This is a genomic window from Brachybacterium sp. 107, assembly GCF_052379725.1.
GTDB lineage: Bacteria > Actinomycetota > Actinomycetes > Actinomycetales > Dermabacteraceae > Brachybacterium.
Window position 1 is genome coordinate 273,627 of the sequence record NZ_JBQSYW010000002.1, and the last position, 18,020, is coordinate 291,646.

Sequence of the window (18,020 nt, forward strand, 5' to 3'; positions counted from 1 at the left end):
CATGGATGCGTGTGTGAACCTGGGCGCATCTACAGATTCGCTCCAGCGTCGACTGAACTTCGATGGTCGTCTTCGGTCAGCGGTGGGGCCGAGTCCGAGCGGGTCGGGCAGTCTCGCTCGATGTGAACGACTGCCTTCAGCTTGTCGGCCAGGTCAGGAACCAACAATGACGCCTCAGTCCAATGGCCCCACGGATGCTGTAGACCAAAAGCGATTCTCGAGGGTTGGCGCCTACCGGCACTACCTGGCGCATTGGCACTTCGGCTACCGACACCCATCCTCGATCGGAAGATCTTGCTGACGATGATCCAGGCCCGAGCTACAGCGACCATGCGCCTCGCGCAGCATCATGCCTGGTGCGAGTGCGATCGGGACACGCTCGACACGCCCTGGAAGGCAGAGCTGTGCACGGTGTTGCATGCGGCCAGCGACACGGAGATGCTGTTGCTGTTGGACGAGTTCCTCGAGGCGCAGATGCTTGAAGTCCACTGCGTACTCGGGCGCGTCAAGCGGTTCGCGCGCTTGCAGCGGGACGACGACGACCTGGCTCTGTCGTACTTCGGCCAGGCGCTGCTACGGATGGTGACTCAGCGGTGGCGGGCCAAGGACGGCCCCGGCACCAGCCCGGTGTTCAACTACACCGCGAACCTCCCGATGATCCTGGAGTCCGAGGCGAGGTCCTGCATCCGTGACGATCGGCGACAGGGGCTGCTGGACGGCACTGCAGGCGTTCCCGGCGGCAGTGCGCAGGACCGCAAGTCGACCCACGTCAGCAAGTCCCGTCAGCTATTTGAGGTCGAGCACGGCTGTCCACCGTCTGACGAGGAACTCGTGGTCTTCCACAACGATCGTATGCGCGCCACTCGCAAGGACGCAGCACGTCAGGGGGTGCTGATCTGGCGGAGTGACCTGCACGCGGCGCAGGCCGTGCCGCTTGACGATGCCACCGTGGAGAACGATGTACGAATGGCGACCAGGGCGCCAGCGGACGCGGGGCCGTTGAACTGGTCGGATCGGATCAGAGCCGTGATCTTCCGGTGCGAGCAACTGGACCGGGCGCGGGAACAGTCGCGAACTCGGCGACTGAAGCGCGAACCGGTCAGGTCGGCCGACGTTGCGCGCGCGTACTTCGCTCATCACGCGATTGGAGAGTTCCCCACTCGGCGCGAGCTTCTTGAGCGCCTCGAGATTTCGGAGCCCGCCGCGCGGCGCGAGCTCACCGCACGCCTACAGGAAGCGCTGTCTGTGGCCCGCGACTTCTTCGACGACTATCAACGCACCACGTGACGCGCCTCAGCGAGTCGCTGCCGCGCTCGTGGGAGGCGCCGCCTTGAGCTGACTGCGGTTCATGACTATGAGCGACCCTTGGGGCCGTCCTGGGTGGTCAAGGGGAGGCGGAGGGCGCCGAGTTGACTCACCAGCGCCGCAACTAACGCGTCGTCGGCTGTGCTCGCGGCGTTCATGATTAGTGCATCTTCGTCGGTCGGTGGCTCGAAGCTTGAGCGATGCTCTTGCAGGACAGCATCCGTGACGTCGGGGCGCTCGTGGGACTGTCTGTTCGCGCGAATGCGTTGGTTTTGCAGGTCGACATCGATCTGCACCCAGACGACTGCGAAGGGGGCGCCGGCTCTCTCCGCGACATCCCGCCAGTCGTCCCGGATGAAACGAGGCGAGCCGGTGTCATCCACGACGACGTGGTGCCCTGCCTCGAGAAGAGCTTGGCCACGTTCGTGTGCCATCTGGTTCGTCCGAGACCACTCTTCCACTGGAATGCCCTGGCCCCCGTATAGGCCGCGCTCCTCGTTGATGAGATCGAGGCTGATCACGCTTGCGGGTAGACCCTCCGCTAAGCGGGCCGCTAGGGTGCTCTTGCCGGAGAAGGAGAGTCCGCACATCAGCGTCAGAGTCATTTCTGCAACCTACCGCTGACTCAGCCTTCCGTCGCCTTGAATAGGGCAGCCATTGACGGCCACGAGCGGGCCAACGACCGCGCCCCGTTCCCTCAGACCAACAGGGACATGGACTCCAGCGCCCGGTGACGAAACAGCGCGTTAGGTCGTTCGAGGCTCGAGCCGGTATCGGTGCCAACAGCATCGATCACCTGGGTGAGTGAACCGAACGAGATCCCATCGACCGCCTGAACCGCCAGCGGAATGGTCGAGAGCTGCGTCGGTATGACGTAGCCGTGGACGTCGGTGCCTCGGCCGTATCGCGCGCGGAGGGCCTGCACTTCGTCGCGGACGACGTTGCGATGCACCTGGCCGTCGCTGATCACTTCGGACCCGGAGATCTCCAGGCCTTCGGCGCCGAGTGGCGGGATCGCGACCAGGTGCATGGACCGGCCGACGACAACGGCGACCTGCGACCGCACCTTGGATACGCCGCCCTTCGGCGTTACGCGATCGGGCAGCAGGATGACGCGCACCCCGTCACGGTGACCGAATGCACCGGTCAGGGCGCCGAGGAGTCGCTCGACGTCAGCGTTCCGCGGACCAAGCGAAGTGGCGCCGACCTGGGTGATGAACGAGGAGTCGATGATGCTCTCGTCCCGGGAGCCGCGGGCCAGCACGACGCCGAACGACGCATAGGTCGTCAGCGAAGTCGCGACGAGGCACAGGGCGCTGCCGAGCATGGGGAGGGGAGTGCCGGCGTCGAGGTAGATGAACACGGCACCTGCTGCTGCGACGAGTAGAGCCGCGAAGATTCCCCACCGGTGGAGCAGGCTTCGCGTGATTACGAGCAGCGACCAGAGCAGATGCGCACCCGCGCCGCACAGGAGCGCCACCAATGTCGAGACCAGCCCGATGCGAGCCAGTGGCAAACCGAGAGTTGTCGCGGCAGCCGTACCGGCCAGGGTCCAGGCCAGGAAGGCGATCACGAGCAAGATCCTGCGTCCATGCCGGCGGGGCGGCGATTTCTTGTCCGGTCGAGCTGCAGCCTCCTCGGCGGGGACGTGCCAGTCCCACTGGGAGGGATCGACATCCAGCATCGACGCGGCCGCGGTCCCGGCGTCGGAGTGGAACACGCGCCGCCGCGCGGTCGTCGAGGCTGGCGCAGGCTCGGGTGCGGAAGCAGGGGCATCGGGTGCGAGCGTGCGGTCGTAGGTGGCCCGCCGGGACGCATTGGACAGGACGTTGTATGCGGAGCTGACGTGCTTGGCGAGCTCGTCGTCCCCGCCGGCATCACCATGTAAGGCCCGCATCTGTGACCGGAACGCAGCAGTGATGTCGGCTCTTGAAGCGTCCCTGGGTACGCCGAGGGTCTCGTAGTGCGTCAGCGCCACGTCGCCACCTCCGTCCGTCCACCCCTGTGCTTCGCGCCAGTGGGCGAAGTCGTGCTCTGGCGGGACGATCACGCTATCGCGGACAGTCGCCGCACCCTTGCTTCACTGTGGCGATGGTGTGCGAGCCGAACGGGGCGCCGTTGTGTTTATGGTGTTTAGCGGTAGAATGGCGACATGACCACCAATGACTGGCTGACCACCGGCGAGACGGCGACCATGCTCGGCGTCTCGCGTCAGCATGTTGTCGACCTGTGCGATCGCGGGGAGCTGCCCTGCACCCGCGCCGGTACCCACCGACGGATCCGACGTTCCGACGTCGAGCGCATGATCACGCCTTTGCTCACGCGCGAGCAGGAGAAGAGCCTGTGGCTGCACCGCGCGCTGCTCGGCCACCTCATGATCGAGCCCGCGTCCGTGCTCGACACGGCGAGGTCGAACCTGAGCAGCTGGAAGTCCATCCACCGTGAGGACGGGATGGCGACTAGCTACCTCCAGCGGTGGGAGCAGGTCATCGAAGGCGGCGTGGACTCTGTCGTTCCGGTGCTCGTCGGCACCGATGAGGTCTCCAGCGAACTTCGTCAGAACAGTCCCTTTGCGGGAGTGCTCTCCGATATCGAACGACGCCAGGTGCTGCGGTCCTTCCGTGAGCACTGGGATGGCGAGCACGCAGCCGCGTGAGACGCACCGATCTCGCCCACCTCCTGCGCGCCGCGTGCGACGTGGCTGGCGATCGCGACGTCCTGGTCATCGGCTCCCAGTCCATCCTGGGTACCTACGATGAGGACGAGCTTCCGGCCGCCGCCACCGCGTCCATCGAGGCCGACATCGGGTTCCTCGACGATCCTGACCGCGCCAAGGCAGATGACGTCGAAGCCGTGATCGGCGAGATGTCCCAGTTTCACCAGGCCAATGGCGTCTACGCGGAAGGCGTGCACGTCGACACTGCAACTTACCTGCCATCAGGCTGGCGCGACCGGCTGATCAGCTGGCCGCTGCGATCATCTGACCCAGCCGATCCTCACTTCTTGGAGCCGCACGATCTCACGATCGCCAAGCTCGGAGCGCACCGCCCGAAAGATCTGGCCTTCGTCGACGCACTCCTCCAAGCAGACATGCTGGAACTCCCAATACTCCAGGCGCGATGCGATTTGTTGCCCGATCAGCATGCGCTCGTGAAGAACCGGATTCGCGGCTTCTTGAGCAGCTACGAGACCTAAGACGAGTCAGCGGACGGTTCGAGCAGCCGAGCGCGATCTACCGTCTCTTCCCTGTTCCCCAGCCCTGCATTGTCACGAAACGGAAGTATCGCCCGCGCCGAGACGCTGAGTGACGGTCTCTGTGGTGGCCGGAGGAGCGGACGGGTGCTCCGCCAGGTAGTGCAGGGTCTCCGGGGAGGCGTTCGGGGCGCTGGAGGCGTGGAAGATCGCGTTGCGGTCGGTGAGCCGGCGGGCGATCCGGTCGATGAACGCGGGGGAGAGGTCGCAGCGGCGCGTGACGGGGAAGGTGAGCCACCGCTGGTCGAGGTCGATCAGATGCTCGAGCGTGGCCTCGGACGTCGCCGGGTTGTGCGCGATCTTCCGCAGCACCTCGCCGGGAACCTCGGAGTGGGCGAGCTGATCGAGGGCTTCCACGTCGTCGCTGAACTCGGCGGTGCGCAGGCGCGACTGCACGGTCCGCGGGTTCCCGAGACGCTGGGGCTCGGCGTGCTGGGCGATGGTGGTCATGGCGGCTCCTGCTCCTCGTGGCCCGGCTCGTCCGGATACTCGTGCAGTGGGCGCGAGGACGACCTGGCAGGACAGGAGGCGTTAGGACTTCAGGGGCAGCACTGCGCCACCGGTGCCGACTCGGGCGCACCGGCCGAGCCACCGAGCATCCTCGACCGCCTTCGTAGGCCGAGAGGTGAGAACGCCCAGTCGGTGAGTGATGCGGACGGAGACTGTGCGTCCGGTGATGTCGCGACCTCGTCGATCGGAGACCAGCTGGATCGGATCTCCCAGTTCCTCGAGGGTCCCCGTGGCGATGACGAACGAGCGCACGCACAGCAGCACGTCGCGGCCGAGCGAGGACCCGGGGAGACGATGGGGTCCTTGGGCGCTCTGGGAGAGCTCGTCCTCGCTCATGTCCACGATCCGCTGCACGGCGGGGTTGACATCCAGGCGGATGACGAGAGGGCTCGGCGAGTCGGAGCTCTTCGCCACGACCTCGCCACTGGTGGCCAACGCTCGTACGGCGTCGACGTCGAGGCGGGGCACGAGCCCGTGATCAACCAGGTGCGCCAGGGAGGAGCGATCGATGCCGACGATGCGCGCGGCGAGAGCGACCGGGATCTGCTCGTCGGGATTTGGCTTGGTGCTGCGGACTATGGGCATCAACAAAGCATTCCATACCCGAATCGCCAATTCGAGCAGCAGACACTTCCTGCGTGATGGCCTCGAAGTGAGTGTGCCGCAGAATGTGACCGTCGCACCACGTAGGGTCGAGGTCAGAAAGTGTGGAATCCACGCCGGCAGACTCTTCAGGATCATTCAATGTCCGGTAACAGCCATTATCGGACGTTGAGTTCACGTGTCAAACGAAATTTATCAACAGAGGGCCGGACACCTCTTCAGCAATCAGCTGGAGGAGCCTGACGCATAGAACTTGAGCACTCCGCAGATCGTGCCCGCACGGCCAAATATGCGTTTCGGTGCAGCGGGATGGCTTCCCACCGCGACGTGGGTCCAGCTCGCCCTGACGGGTAGCCGCGGTGCAGGGGCACTTCGAGGTGTACGTGAGAGGTGACCCAGTGGATGACCCGTGAGGGCGCAGCGCTATCGATGCCCCGGCAGCCGAGAGTGGCCGCGCCGACACTGCCGCAGTTATTCCCCACGTGCGAGCTCCGACGGGAAGGGCAGCCTTGCGACGGGCGAGACGGCCTGCCTGGTCTTGAGTCGCGGCAACGAGAGGACATGGGGGAGACTCTGGCCCTGGCCTCGAGCCGGCCCCGTTCTGTGCTCGCCCCGCGTGCCCCTGGTCCAGGTGCGGCACTCGAAGGTCGATCGCCGTCGTGATGGTGACCCCGAGGCTCGTGCGGTCTCCAGCCGGCGCGACTCTAGCGGTCACTCTAGCGGTCACATCGCCGCTAAGAAAGACAACGCCCTGGCGAGAAACTTGTTCTCACCAGGGCATTTGTCGGGCTGACAGGATTTGAACCTGCGACCCCCTGACCCCCAGTCAGGTGCGCTACCAAGCTGCGCCACAGCCCGAAACCCTCCGTCACCGGAGGACCGTGGATAACCCTACCCCGCCCCATGCCCCGGGAGCCAATCGAGACGGGCGTGACCTGCGGCACTCCGCCGAACCGGCTCGGAATCCCATGCTGTCGCGAGCCTGGGCGGGGGAGCGCGTGGCAGAGTGGGGCGGTGACCGGCACCACATCGTTGCCGTGCCGGCGCCGTGGCCGAGTTTCCCGCATCGAAGGAGGGGACCGATGTCCGAGGATCCGACGGGGCAGCGCGACCGCGAGGTTCCCGGCGAGCAGGAGCTCCCGTGGAGCTGGATCACGCTGGTGGGGAACCTCGCCCCGATGTCGGACCGGGTCCTCGACCTCGGGACCGGGGATGGGGAGACCCTCGCGACGCTGGCCGATGTGCTGCCCGAGGGCACCGTCGCCACGGTGGGCCGTCGGTCTCACCTCCCCGTTGCTCGGGATCGCCTGGCTACGCTGGGGATCGAGGTCCACGACCACGGCTTCGACCGTCACGGCTCCCGCCTCCCGTTCCCCTCGGACAGCGTCGATCTGGTGCTGTGCCGACAGGAGTCCTACGACCCCCGGGAGGTGGCCCGGGTGCTCGCCCCCGGCGGCACCTTCCTCACCCAGCAGGTCGGCGGGGATGATCTGTGCGAGCTCGACGGCGCCTTCGTCGCCGAGCCGCCGTACCCCGGGGCCACCTTGGAGCGCGCGGTGCACGACCTCACGCGGGCCGGCCTGACCGTGGAGCGCTCCGATGCCTTCCACGGCACCGTCCGGTTCGACGACGTGGAGAGCCTGCTCGGCTACCTCCGTCGCGTCGCGTGGCAGGAGCCCGACGGCTCCGACGGGCTCGATCCGGACCATCGTCGACGCGAGCTCGAGGCGCTCGCCCAGGAGCTGCCTGCCGCGCCGCTCTCCCTGAGCATCAGCAGATTCCTCGTCCTCGCCCGGGCCCCGAGCGCTCCCGACGTCGGCCGCACCGATTTCGCCGACCTCCTGCGACGAGCCGACCTGATGCCCGAGATCCCGCGGGTCTGAGCGCGGCCCGGGACTTCCGGCACTACCCTGCTGATATGCGTGCTCCGCGGCGGTCGACACCCCACGGCGAGACCCCCTACTCGCCGACCTCGCTCCTGCGCGCCCTGACCGCGAACCCCTACGACGTGGACACCCTGCGCGACGAGGACCCGTCCTGGGCGGAAGAGGCGCCGCCGGACAACCGGATCACCCGCACCATCACGGTTCTGCTCGCCCTCCTGCTCGGCTTCGCGGTCGCCGTGGCCGTCACGGACCTGCGGCGGGACGCCGCCGCGGACGACAATCCGCGTGCGCTCCTCAAGCAGGAGGTGCTCGACAGCCGTGGGGACATCGACACGCTGGAAGCACGGCAGGGAAGTCTCGAGAGTGACATCGCCGCAGCCCAGGAGACCGTCCTGGACGGCACCGACTCCGAGGCCGCGCAGCGGCTGCGGGCGCACGAGGTGGCCGCGGCCGGGACCGCGCTCAGCGGCACCGGGGTGGTGCTCTCCCTCGACGACTCCGCCCCGCTGCCCGCGAGCCCCGGGGTGAAGGAGGGGACGATCAATCATGTGACCGACGGGGATCTGCAGATCGCCGTGAACGGGCTGTGGGCCGCGGGCGCCGAGGCGGTGTCCATCAACGGTCAGCGGCTGAGCGCCACCAGTGCGATCCGTACCGCCGGCTCCGCGGTGCTCGTCGACTTCCGGCCCCTGTCCCCGCCCTACGAGATCACCGCGCTCGGGGACCCCGAGGCCCTGCAGTCCGGTGTCGAGGCGGCGGAGAGCGGGGACTACCTCCCCGAGCTCTCCACCCGCTTCGGCATCCGCACCTCGTGGGCTCCCGGTGCGGAGCTCAGCGTCCCCGCCCGCGCGCTGGGCACGCTGCGCGAGGCCTCCCCGCTCGATCCCATCGACCCAGCAGACGGCACGGCCTCGCAGGACGGCGCCCGGAAGGACTCCGAATGAAGGACTACGAATGATCGCCATCATCGGCCTCGTCGTGGGCGTCGTCCTGGGCATCGTCGTCCAGCCCGACGTCCCGGTCGTGCTGCAGCCCTATCTCCCGATCGCGGTGGTCGCCGCGCTGGACACCCTCGCCGGGGGCCTGCGGGCGAGCCTCGACGGAGCCTTCGACGCGCACGTCTTCATCACCTCGTTCCTGTTCAACGTCGCGATCGCGGCATTCCTCGTCTTCCTCGGCGATCAGCTGGGTGTCGGAGCACAGCTGTCCACCGCGGTGATCGTGGTGCTCGGGATCCGAATCTTCTCCAACGCGGCCGCGATCCGTCGGCTGCTGTTCCGCTCATGAGCGACGGCACCCGCATCCCGGAGAGCCCGGAGCAGCAGAAGGCCGTCTGGCACCGCCTGCGGGACACCCTGCGCCCGCAGGCCACCTGGTCCCAGCTGATCGTGGGTCTGCTGTGCGTGCTGCTCGGGCTCGCGATCGCCGCCCAGCTGCGGCAGACGGACGACTCGCTCGAGGGTGCGTCCCAGCAGGAGCTGGTGCGGCTCCTGGACGAGTCGGGACGGCATGCGGCGGGCCTCGAGGTGGAGAACGCCGAGCTGGACCGCACCTTGGAATCGCTGCGCTCGGGCCAGGGCGACGACGCCGCGGCGCGGGCCGCCGCCGAGGAGCGCCTGGCCAATCTCGAGATCATCGCGGGCACCTCCCCGGCGCACGGGCGCGGCATCGTCGTGTCGATCGCGGACCCGGGCAGCGGGGTGCGCGCGTCCACGCTCCTGGGAGTGATCCAGGAGCTCCGCAACGCCGGGGCGGAGGTGATCCAGCTGGGCTCGGTGCGGGTGGTGGCGTCGACCTCGATCACGACGGACCCCACCGGGCGTCTCCTGGTCGACGGCACCGTCATCGCCGCTCCGTACACCGTGCGCGTGATCGGCGATCCGGAGGTCATGGAACCGGCACTGCGGATCCCCGGGGGCGCCGCCGACTCCGTCGCGGCCGACGGCGGCACCCTGGCGATCGCCACCGAGCAGGACGTGGAGGTCACGGCGACGGCCGAGCTGAAGGAGCCGGAACACTCGGAGGTGGTCAAGTGATCGTCAAATCCTCGCCTGTGCGGTGTGGATACGCGTTTCGGACGTGTCGAGCATGCGAGGATGGGCGGGCTGGATCCTGATCGTCAGAGACCTGGGTCCACCGCTGGCCAGGAAGGGGTGCGGAGTGTCCGGTAACACCGCGTGGAACGACGAGAATCTCGACCACACATCGAAGCTGAGTGCGATCTCGCCCAGTGATCCGGTGGAGGACCGCGAGCCCGGACTCTCCTCACAGGATCGTCGGGCGATCGAGAATCTGCCCCCGCGCAGCGCTCTGCTCATCGTGCGGAAGGGCCCCAACCTCGGGGCCCGCTTCCTGCTGGACTCCGAGACCACCCTCGCCGGGCGGCACCCCAACAGCGAGATCTTCCTCGACGACGTCACCGTCTCCCGCAAGCATGCGGCGTTCGTCCGCGAGGGCGAGGGCTTCCTCGTGCGGGATCTGGGATCCCTCAACGGCACCTACGTGGGCAAGGATCGGGTCGACGAGGTGCTCCTCCAGCCCGGCCAGGACGTGCAGATCGGCAAGTACCGCCTCACCTACCACCCCTTCCACGGGACGGCCTGACCAGATGGCGGCCTCCGCAGAGCGCAGGCCGAACTCGTCCGGGATCGCACGGCTGAGCATCGGTCAGGTGCTCGCCTCCCTGCAGGACGAGTTCCCGGACCTCGCGCACTCCAAACTGCATTACCTCGAGTCCGAGGGGCTGATCACCCCGGAGCGCACCCCGGCGGGGTATCGCAAGTACACCCGAGACGATGTCGATCGGCTGATGTTCGTGCTCCGCGCCCAGCGCGACCGCTTCTGGCCGCTCAAGGTCATCAAGGAGCATCTGCTCGAGCACGGCGTCGATTCCGAGGTCACCTCGATCGCCTCCCGGCCGGGACCGACCTCGGCGATCCAGGCCGTGCGGCTCGATCGACGGGGGCTCGCACGCCGGGCCGCTGTGGAGGAAGGTTTCCTCGAGGAGCTCGAGCAGTACGGGCTCCTCGCGGAAGGTCTGCTGTTCTACGGTTCCACGGAGCTCGAGATCGTCACCTCGGCGCGCGACCTCGCGGAGGAGGGACTCCATCCGCGCCACCTCGTGATGCTGCGGACCTCGGCGGAGCGTGAGGCGCACATGATCGGCTCGGTGGCCAAGCCGCGAACGCGGGCAGGAGATTCTGCCGCTCGAGGGGAGGCCGAGGACTTCGCGCGGGATCTCGGCGAGTCGATGATCTCCCTGCACAGCGCCGTTCTGCGCACGAAGCTCCGGGATTCCTGACCAGGAACAGCAGCAGGCCCCGCCGGTGGGGCGCAATCTATCCGTGACCTCCGGGCGGCGCGTTGCTGCCGACCGGCGGCAGGGACACGCTACTGTGGGGGGAGTGCTCTCACCTTCCCCCTCGGAGAGCCGGAACCCGGAGGTAGCTGTGAACGTCTCACCTGGTGAGGATCGCACTGGACAATCGACCGTGCCCGCTGAACCCGTGCAGGGTGTTCTCTTCGACGATGTCGTGGACACCCCCGGCGAGCTCGGCTACCGCGGTCCTGCTGCCTGCAAGGCCGCCGGCATCACCTACCGCCAGCTGGACTACTGGGCCCGGACCGGCCTGGTGGAGCCCGGAGTGCGGGCGGCATCCGGCTCCGGCAGCCAGCGCCTCTACGGCTTCCGCGACATCCTCGTGCTGAAGGTGGTCAAGCGCCTCCTCGACACCGGCGTCTCCCTCCAGCAGATCCGTGTGGCCGTGAATGCTCTGCGTGAGCGCGGCAGCGACGACCTCGCCGGGATCACGCTCATGAGCGACGGAGCCTCGGTGTATGAGTGCACGTCCGCCGAGGACGTCTTCGACCTGGTCCAGGGCGGGCAGGGCGTGTTCGGCATCGCCGTGGGCCGTGTCTGGCGCGAGGTCGAGAACGACCTGGCCGTGCTGCCCGGCGTGAACCCCGCCGACGACGCGGCACTCGCCCTGCAGGACGAGCTGGCGGCCCGCCGCCGCTCCCGCCAGGCCGGCTGAGCAGCAGCCTTCCTCACAGCACGACGGCGAGCCCCGGGAAGGGACTCGCCGTTTCTGTGTCTCCCAGTGGCTCTGAGCCCGGTGCGTGGCTCTGAACCCGGTGCAGCGACGAGAGTGCGCGGACGGAGATCGCCGCCGCCCTCGAGCGTTCACGAGTGCGGGGGAGCTCAGGAGTGCTGGCGCGACTCGAGCACGGTCTTCAGCAGTGCGTCGAAGTCCTCGGTCAGCCTCTTGCCGGATGCGCCTTCGTACCGGTGGAGCGGGACTGCGCCGCCCTGCGCCTGCTGCAGACCCACACGCTCCTCGATGACCGGCTCGAGCACGGCGTCCCCGAAGAGGTCCCGCAGTTCGGCCAGGCGGTACTGGTGCTCGACCGAGCGGGGCCGGTAGCGGTTGACCACGAGCCCGAGGGGCTGCAGCCGCGGAGCGGTGCCTGCCTCGTGCATCTCGGTGGCGAGCTTGAGGGCACGATCGGCGGCGGTGACCGCGAAGAATCCGGGCTCGGCGACGACGAGGGCCCGATCCGAGGCGGCGAGCGCCATCTGGGTGAGCCCGTTCAGCGACGGCGGGCAGTCGATCAGCACCAGGTCGTACTGGTGGGTGCGCTTGTCCAGCGCCTCATGCAGACGACGCGCGTCCTTCGCGCTCGGTGCGGGGGAGTCCATCACCGAGGAGCGGCTCGAGCCGGGGATCATGTCCAGATGGGAGGCCGCACCGGTGGACCACGGCGTGGGCAGGATCGACCTGTCGATGGTCTCGGTGCGCGGCGAGGAGAGCACCTCGGCGATGTCGACGGTGGAGGCGGGCTCGCCCAGCAACCCCAGCGTCGTATCGCCTTGAGGGTCCAGGTCGATGACGAGAGTGTTCACCTCCTGATGCAGGGCGGCAGAAGCCAGGCCCAGGGTCACGGACGTCTTGCCGACGCCGCCCTTCAGGGAACACACACTCACGATGAACACAGGACGAGTCTACCGACCCGAGCCTGATCATCGAGCACGCCACGGGCGGTAACCTGCGTGAATCGTGTGCAGAACCCGCCGAGGAGGAGGAGACGATGTCGCAGATCACGCATGAGCTCGTGCTGGAGGTGCTCGACGGCTGCGGAGACAGCGCCCTGGAGGAGGCCGGCCGGCTGGGCCCGGCCCGTCAGGTCACTCCCACGGAGCTGTCCCTCGTCACGGACGACCTCGACGGCGTGCGGGGTCTGCGCCGGGTGGTGGCCGCCTCCTCGGGGCTCACCGTCCCTGCTCGGCGGCCGCGGGAGCTGCTCGAGACCTCCGTGCAGCAGCAGCTCGCGGAGCTCCTGGCGGACATCGGCCGGCAGCGTCCCCGCCAGCGCTTCCACGGCCTCCGGCTCGAGGCGGCGGGGTCGCAGACCCCGGACATGCGTCGCATCGCGGAGGCGATTGCGGAGCTGGCCGGGGTGGAGGTCTCCGAGGACGGGGACCTGGTCGTGCGGGTGCGCCGCGGCATCCCCGAGCACACCTGGCAGATCCTGCTGCGGACCACCCCGCGCCCTCTGTCGACCAGGCCGTGGCGCACGGTCAACTACCCGGGCGCGGTCAACGGCACGATCGCCGCGACCGTCCTGGACCTGCTCGAGGTGGGGAGCGAGGACAGCGTGCTCGACATGACCTGCGGGTCCGGGACGTTCCTCATCGAGCAGCTCCATGACGTGGTTCCCGCTCGTGCGCTCGGCGTGGATCTGGACCCGTCCGCCATCGAGGCCGCGCAGCAGCACCAGCGCGCCGCCCGCCGCAAGGGGAGGATCGACTGGATCGCCGGGGACGTCCTGACCGCCGAGATCGATCCCGGCTTCACCCGGATCCTCACCAACCCGCCCTGGGGAACCCTCCATGGGGAGCACGAGAGCAACGAGCAGCTGCTCGCGGATCTCCTCGCCCGGGCCGCACAGCTGGCCGCGCCGCAGGCGCGGATGGGTGTGCTCACGCACGAGATCACGCGGATGCAGCGCGTGCTCGAGGAATCTTCCAGCGGCTGGCGCCCGATCGAGGAGCACCGGTTCTTCCAGAAGGGGCACCATCCGCGCCTGTTCCTGCTCGAGCGCGGCTGACTCAAGCGCGGCGGAGACGACGCCAGGCACGTCCCGCGCACGGTCGTCAGGAGGTCAGAGTCCCCGTCGGCCCTCGCGCAGGGCCTGCTGCCCGGCCTGGTCGCCGTGGATCCTCACCCGGGCCACGTCATCGCGCCCGGAGGCCCACAGCAGCAGCTCGAGCGGCTCGCCGTGCACCCGCACGCTCCCGGCGGAGCGCCGTGCCCGCCGCAGCAGTCCACCGCGCGACGAGACCAGCGTGACGTCGACCGGGACGCGGAGGACGACCCGGGACAGCAGCCCGAGCGCCTTCCACGCCGACGCCTCCTGCGCGGCGGAGAGTCGCCGGGGCTCCCAGCCGTCCTGGGCACGGCGCAGATCCTCATGATGGATCAGCAGCTCGCCGTCACCGCTGAGGGAATCCATGGTCCCGGCGGGGGAGAGACGCCCGGGCCCGGCGCGGAACCGCTCCACGAGCTGCTCCCACGGCGTGGCCCGCAGATCCTCCCGGGCCCGGACGGCGCGCCGACCGAGGGGTCCGGGCAGCGCCGAACCGACCATGAGGTGGGGGAGGCTCTCCCGCATCAGCAGGTGCTCCAGGAGGTCCGGAGCGTCCCATCCCGGCAGGATTGTCGGCGCGTCCTGACCGAGCTCGAGGAAGCTCGCGGCGAACTCTGCACGTTCCTGGGCACCTGCTGCGCTCATGCGATCACTCCTGGTTGCTGAAGGCGTCGTCGAAGGAGCCCTGGGCGACGGGATAGTCGAGTCCCTCGAGTGTGGCCAGGGCTTCCTTCGCCCCGTGGAGACGGTCCATGCCCGCATCCTCCCACTCGATGGAGATCGGGCCCTCGTAGCCGATGTGCCGCAGCGCGCGGAATGCGGCATCCCACGGGACGTCCCCGCGCCCGAAGGAGACGAAGTCCCAGCCGCGCCGAGGGTCGCCCCAGGCCAGATGCGAGCCCAGGCGCGTGTTGCGCCCGGTGATGCGCACCCGGATGTCCTTGCAGTCCACGTGGTAGATGCGGTCGGCGAAATCGGTGATGAAGGAGACGGGGTCGATGTCCTGCCACATGAAGTGGGAGGGATCCCAGTTCAGGCCGAAGGCAGGGCGGTGGCCGATCGCCTCGAGGGTGCGCTGGGTGGTCCAGTAGTCGTAGGCGATCTCGGACGGGTGCACCTCATGCGCGAAACGCACGCCGCACTCGTCGAAGACGTCGAGGATCGGGTTCCACCGGTCGGCGAAGTCCTGGTAGCCCTCGTCGATGACCTCCTGGGACACCGGCGGGAACATCGCCACGTACTTCCAGATCTTCGAGCCGGTGAAGCCGATGACGGTGTCCACCCCGAGCTTCTGCGCGAGGCGGGCGGTGTTCTTCATGTCCTCCGTCGCACGCCCGCGCACGCCCTCGGGATCTCCGTCGCCCCAGATCGCGGAGCCGACGATCGCCTGGTGACGGAAGTCGATCGGGTCGTCGCAGATCGCCTGGCCCTTGAAGTGGTTCGAGATCGCCCAGCACTTCAGGCCGTGCTTGTCGAGGATGCCCAGACGCTCGGCGATGTAGGACTCGTCGTCCCAACGGGAGGCGTCGAGGTGCTCGCCGCCCACGCAGATCTCGAGTCCGTCGTAGCCGATGGACGCGGCATGGGCGGCGACCTCGTCGAGGGTGAGGTCGAGCCACTGCCCGGTGAACAGGGTGTGCGGGTGGGACATGGGGGAGATGCTCCTTCTCAGCGGTGAGCGTTGGTGCGGGTCGAGGGGATCAGAAAGGGTCAGAGGGTGCGGTGTCGTGGCCGCAGGTCAGAGGGCGACGCCGGCGCCGTCCGCGGCGTCGGACGCGATGATCGCGTCGAGCACGCGCTGCAGAGCGAGCCCCTCGGCGAAGCCGGGCGAGTAGGCGGCGTCCTCGTCGCGGATCGCGAGCAGCAGATCGCGGGCCTGGTTGGTGAAGGCGTTCTCCCAGCCCAGCACGTGCCCCTGCGGCCACCAGGCCTCGAGATACGGATGCTCGGGCTCCGTGACCAGCACCCGGGTGAAGCCCTGCTCGGCGACCGGCACGGTGGCGTCGAGGTACCAGAGCTCGTTGGGGCTCTCGAGGTCGAAGCGCAGCGCGCCCCGGGTCCCGAAGAGATCGACGGTCAGCCGGTTCTTCGCCCCGGTCGCCATGCGGGAGACCTCGACGGAACCGATCCCCCCGCCATCCAGCTCGAGGGTCGCCCAGGCGGCGTCGTCCACGGTGACATCCTCGAGCCCGTCCTCGCCCGGGCGCTGGGGGACCATGGTCGCCAGGCGCCCCCGTACGGCGGTGGCCCGCTGGCCGGTGAGGAACTGGATCTGGTCGATCGCATGGGAGGCGATGTCGCCGAGCGCGCCGGAACCGGCGGTCTCCCGGCGCAGCCGCCACGACATGCCGGCCTCGTCGTCCACCAGCCAGTCCTGCAGGTAGGCGGCCTTGGCCTGACGGATCGTGCCCAGCTTGCCGGCGGCCACGAGCTGCTGGGCCAGGGCGAGCGCCGGGACCCGGCGGTAGGTGAAGCCGAGAGCGGCGATCTGGCCCCGCGCAGTGGCCGCCTCGGCCGCGGCGACCATGGCCTCCGCCTCGGCGGTGTCATTGGCCAGCGGCTTCTCGCACAGCACGTGCTTGCCCGCGTCGAGGGCCGCGATCGCGATCTCGGCGTGGAGGAAGCCGGGGGTGCAGATGTCGACGATGTCGATGTCGTCGCGGGTGATGACCTCACGCCAGTCGGTGGCGTGCTCCTCCCAGTCCAGGCGTCGGGCCGCGGCGGCGACCGCGTCCTCGTCGCGGCCCACGATCACGCGTCGGGCGATCTCGGGCACCTCGAAGGCAGCGCCGACGGTGCGCCAGGCCTGGGAGTGGGCTCGCCCCATGAAGGCGTAGCCGATCAGGGCGACGCCGAGCGGGCGGTCTGCGGGCAGGCGGGGCACAGTGGCCACATCGGTCTCCTGGGGTCGGGGAGCGGTCAGACGGTCAGAAAGTCAGGCGGTCGAGCGGTCAGCGTGCCCGGTGTCAGGGTCAGCGCCTCACAGGGTCGCGGCGAGAGGGTCGAAGTCCTCGGGCAGCAGCTCCGGGACCTCGACGCTCGAGTCGATCGCCGCGGAGCCGTCGCCACGGGAGGCCTCGTCCAGACCGATCATGATGTCCAGCACGTGCCCGGCCAGGTCGCCGGTGAGGCGGTGGGGGCGACCCGCGCGCAGGGCCCGGGCCATCTCGAGGGTGCCGAGTCCCCGGCCGCCGACGGCGCCGACGGCTTCCCGCTCGGTCCAGTCCTCGTCGCCGCGCTCGGCCCTGCCGGTCTCGCCGACGAAGCCGTTGGGGTCGGGCAGGGACAGGGATCCGGTGGAGCCTGCGAGCTCGAGCACATGGGGCTGTCCCGTGGCGTCGTCGAAGGAGAACTCGACGGCGGCGACGGCGCCGCTCGCGAATCGCAGGAGGCCCTGCACCCGGGTGGGCACCTCCACCTCGAAGGTTTCTCCGGCGCGCGGGCCGGAGCCGATGGTGCGGGCAGGCACGGACTGCGAACCGACCGCGGAGACCGAGGTGACGGGACCGAGGGCGAGCACGAGGCTGGTCAGGTAGTAGGGGCCCATGTCGAAGAGCGGGCCCGCGCCGATCTGGAACAGGAAGTCGGGATTGGGGTGCCAGGACTCCGGACCGGGGGAGCGGAACTGCGCGAGCGCGGAGCGCGGCTCGCCGATCTCACCGTCGCGCAGCGCCCGCAGGCCCGTCTGCACCCCCGCGCCGAGCACCGTGTCCGGGGCGCCGCCGACGCGAAGCCCCTTCTCCCGTGCGGCAGCGAGCAGGGAACGGGCGTCCTCACGCGTGGTGACCAGCGGCTTCTCGGTCCAGACGTGCTTGCCGGCCTCCAGGATGCTGAGGGAGACCTCGTAGTGCGCCGCCGGGATCGTCAGGTTGACGACGATCTCGATCTCAGGGTCCTCCAGCACGACCTCGGCCGGTCCGTGCGCCGGGATGCCGTACTCCTCCGCGCGGGTGGCGGCGGCCTCGGGCCGCAGGTCACCGATGGCGCGCAGCTCGATGTCCGGGTAGGTGGTGAGCTGATCGAGGTACTGCGTGGAGATCACGCCGGCCCCGATGATGCCGACGCCGACGGGTCCTGTGGATCGGGTCATGAAGGTTCTCCTGGAGTGCTGGGTACGAGGGGGTACGAGGTCGACGTCGGTCGTGCCGCGCCGGGGAACCGGGGAAACGGCGCAGTGCGCCACGGGGGTCGAGCAGGTCCGGAGGGACCGTGCCGACGATGACGATGCCGACGATGACGACTGGGTCACAAGCCTATGTCGCGGATCACCCGGCGGCAAAGGCGTCCGGGCCTCGGCCAGCCGGCGGATGCCACACT

General features: G+C 68.9%; 20 protein-coding genes and 1 tRNA gene. 11 read left to right on the top strand and 10 right to left on the bottom strand.

Annotation, left to right across the window (positions count from 1 at the left end):
• The first annotated feature begins 303 nt into the window (after nucleotides 1-303).
• Nucleotides 304-1,287 carry a hypothetical protein gene (locus ACT3UL_RS03715; protein WP_443344116.1) on the top strand — a complete coding sequence of 328 codons (984 nt, stop codon included), beginning with the start codon at nucleotides 304-306 and terminating at the stop codon, nucleotides 1,285-1,287.
• Nucleotides 1,288-1,352: 65 nt separating this feature from the next.
• Here ACT3UL_RS03715 and ACT3UL_RS03720 read toward each other — a convergent pair whose 3' ends face one another.
• On the bottom strand, nucleotides 1,353-1,910 hold the full coding sequence (locus ACT3UL_RS03720; RefSeq protein WP_443344118.1) for an AAA family ATPase: 558 nt from the start codon (nucleotides 1,908-1,910) through the stop codon (nucleotides 1,353-1,355).
• 92 nt (nucleotides 1,911-2,002) lie between these two features.
• Nucleotides 2,003-3,283 (bottom strand): J domain-containing protein, encoded by a 1,281-nt coding sequence (locus ACT3UL_RS03725; RefSeq protein ID WP_444576809.1) that lies wholly within the window; start codon nucleotides 3,281-3,283, stop codon nucleotides 2,003-2,005.
• Between the two features lie 174 nt (nucleotides 3,284-3,457).
• On the opposite strand from ACT3UL_RS03725, the gene ACT3UL_RS03730 reads away from it, so the two are divergent.
• A complete protein-coding gene (locus ACT3UL_RS03730; RefSeq protein ID WP_096166822.1) occupies nucleotides 3,458-3,961 on the top strand; it encodes a helix-turn-helix domain-containing protein in 504 nt (167 codons plus the stop codon).
• Nucleotides 3,958-4,500 carry a DUF6036 family nucleotidyltransferase gene (locus tag ACT3UL_RS03735; RefSeq protein WP_096166823.1) on the top strand — a complete coding sequence of 181 codons (543 nt, stop codon included), beginning with the start codon at nucleotides 3,958-3,960 and terminating at the stop codon, nucleotides 4,498-4,500. Before ACT3UL_RS03730 ends, ACT3UL_RS03735 begins: the two co-directional genes overlap by 4 nt.
• A 72-nt stretch (nucleotides 4,501-4,572) precedes the next feature.
• Here ACT3UL_RS03735 and ACT3UL_RS03740 read toward each other — a convergent pair whose 3' ends face one another.
• The 3 genes from ACT3UL_RS03740 to ACT3UL_RS03750 all read right to left on the bottom strand — a co-directional run bounded on the left by ACT3UL_RS03740 (nucleotide 4,573) and on the right by ACT3UL_RS03750 (nucleotide 6,528).
• A complete protein-coding gene (locus tag ACT3UL_RS03740) occupies nucleotides 4,573-5,007 on the bottom strand; it encodes a hypothetical protein (RefSeq protein WP_193117193.1) in 435 nt (144 codons plus the stop codon).
• Between the two features lie 81 nt (nucleotides 5,008-5,088).
• Nucleotides 5,089-5,652 (bottom strand): hypothetical protein, encoded by a 564-nt coding sequence (locus ACT3UL_RS03745; protein ID WP_193117192.1) that lies wholly within the window; start codon nucleotides 5,650-5,652, stop codon nucleotides 5,089-5,091.
• 802 nt (nucleotides 5,653-6,454) lie between these two features.
• Nucleotides 6,455-6,528 (bottom strand) — tRNA-Pro (locus tag ACT3UL_RS03750).
• A gap of 224 nt (nucleotides 6,529-6,752) precedes the next feature.
• Here ACT3UL_RS03750 and ACT3UL_RS03755 point away from each other — a divergent pair.
• The 7 genes from ACT3UL_RS03755 (at nucleotide 6,753) to ACT3UL_RS03785 (ending at nucleotide 11,590) form a co-directional block, all read left to right on the top strand.
• Nucleotides 6,753-7,553: a class I SAM-dependent methyltransferase gene (locus tag ACT3UL_RS03755; protein ID WP_444576810.1), complete on the top strand. Its 801-nt coding sequence runs from the start codon at nucleotides 6,753-6,755 to the stop codon at nucleotides 7,551-7,553.
• A gap of 35 nt (nucleotides 7,554-7,588) precedes the next feature.
• Nucleotides 7,589-8,500, top strand: coding sequence for a DUF881 domain-containing protein (locus ACT3UL_RS03760; protein WP_444576811.1), 912 nt, complete (start codon nucleotides 7,589-7,591; stop codon nucleotides 8,498-8,500).
• Nucleotides 8,501-8,510: 10 nt separating this feature from the next.
• Entirely contained in the window at nucleotides 8,511-8,843 is a 333-nt protein-coding gene (locus tag ACT3UL_RS03765) for a small basic family protein (RefSeq protein WP_444576812.1), read from the top strand.
• A complete protein-coding gene (locus ACT3UL_RS03770) occupies nucleotides 8,840-9,592 on the top strand; it encodes a DUF881 domain-containing protein (protein ID WP_444576813.1) in 753 nt (250 codons plus the stop codon). The genes ACT3UL_RS03765 and ACT3UL_RS03770 overlap by 4 nt, the downstream gene beginning before the upstream one ends.
• A gap of 124 nt (nucleotides 9,593-9,716) precedes the next feature.
• Nucleotides 9,717-10,160, top strand: coding sequence for an FHA domain-containing protein (locus tag ACT3UL_RS03775; protein WP_444576814.1), 444 nt, complete (start codon nucleotides 9,717-9,719; stop codon nucleotides 10,158-10,160).
• Nucleotides 10,161-10,164: 4 nt separating this feature from the next.
• Nucleotides 10,165-10,857, top strand: a complete 693-nt coding sequence (gene ftsR, locus ACT3UL_RS03780; protein ID WP_444576815.1) for a transcriptional regulator FtsR — start codon at nucleotides 10,165-10,167, stop codon at nucleotides 10,855-10,857.
• Nucleotides 10,858-11,005: 148 nt separating this feature from the next.
• Nucleotides 11,006-11,590, top strand: coding sequence for a MerR family transcriptional regulator (locus tag ACT3UL_RS03785; protein ID WP_444576816.1), 585 nt, complete (start codon nucleotides 11,006-11,008; stop codon nucleotides 11,588-11,590).
• Between the two features lie 167 nt (nucleotides 11,591-11,757).
• On the opposite strand, the gene ACT3UL_RS03790 is transcribed toward ACT3UL_RS03785, so the two are convergent.
• Complete coding sequence (locus ACT3UL_RS03790; protein ID WP_444576817.1) at nucleotides 11,758-12,549, bottom strand: ParA family protein; 792 nt, start codon at nucleotides 12,547-12,549, stop codon at nucleotides 11,758-11,760.
• 95 nt (nucleotides 12,550-12,644) lie between these two features.
• On the opposite strand from ACT3UL_RS03790, the gene ACT3UL_RS03795 reads away from it, so the two are divergent.
• The gene (locus tag ACT3UL_RS03795) at nucleotides 12,645-13,664 is read left to right on the top strand and encodes a methyltransferase (protein WP_444576818.1); all 1,020 of its coding nucleotides are present in this window, start codon (nucleotides 12,645-12,647) and stop codon (nucleotides 13,662-13,664) included.
• 54 nt (nucleotides 13,665-13,718) lie between these two features.
• Here ACT3UL_RS03795 and ACT3UL_RS03800 read toward each other — a convergent pair whose 3' ends face one another.
• The 4 genes from ACT3UL_RS03800 to ACT3UL_RS03815 form a co-directional block, all read right to left on the bottom strand.
• Entirely contained in the window at nucleotides 13,719-14,348 is a 630-nt protein-coding gene (locus tag ACT3UL_RS03800; RefSeq protein WP_444576819.1) for a TIGR03085 family metal-binding protein, read from the bottom strand.
• 4 nt (nucleotides 14,349-14,352) lie between these two features.
• The gene (locus tag ACT3UL_RS03805; RefSeq protein WP_444576820.1) at nucleotides 14,353-15,354 is read right to left on the bottom strand and encodes a sugar phosphate isomerase/epimerase family protein; all 1,002 of its coding nucleotides are present in this window, start codon (nucleotides 15,352-15,354) and stop codon (nucleotides 14,353-14,355) included.
• 87 nt (nucleotides 15,355-15,441) lie between these two features.
• Complete coding sequence (locus tag ACT3UL_RS03810) at nucleotides 15,442-16,587, bottom strand: Gfo/Idh/MocA family protein (protein WP_444576979.1); 1,146 nt, start codon at nucleotides 16,585-16,587, stop codon at nucleotides 15,442-15,444.
• 96 nt (nucleotides 16,588-16,683) lie between these two features.
• The gene (locus tag ACT3UL_RS03815) at nucleotides 16,684-17,793 is read right to left on the bottom strand and encodes a Gfo/Idh/MocA family protein (RefSeq protein WP_444576821.1); all 1,110 of its coding nucleotides are present in this window, start codon (nucleotides 17,791-17,793) and stop codon (nucleotides 16,684-16,686) included.
• Nucleotides 17,794-18,020 lie beyond the last annotated feature (227 nt).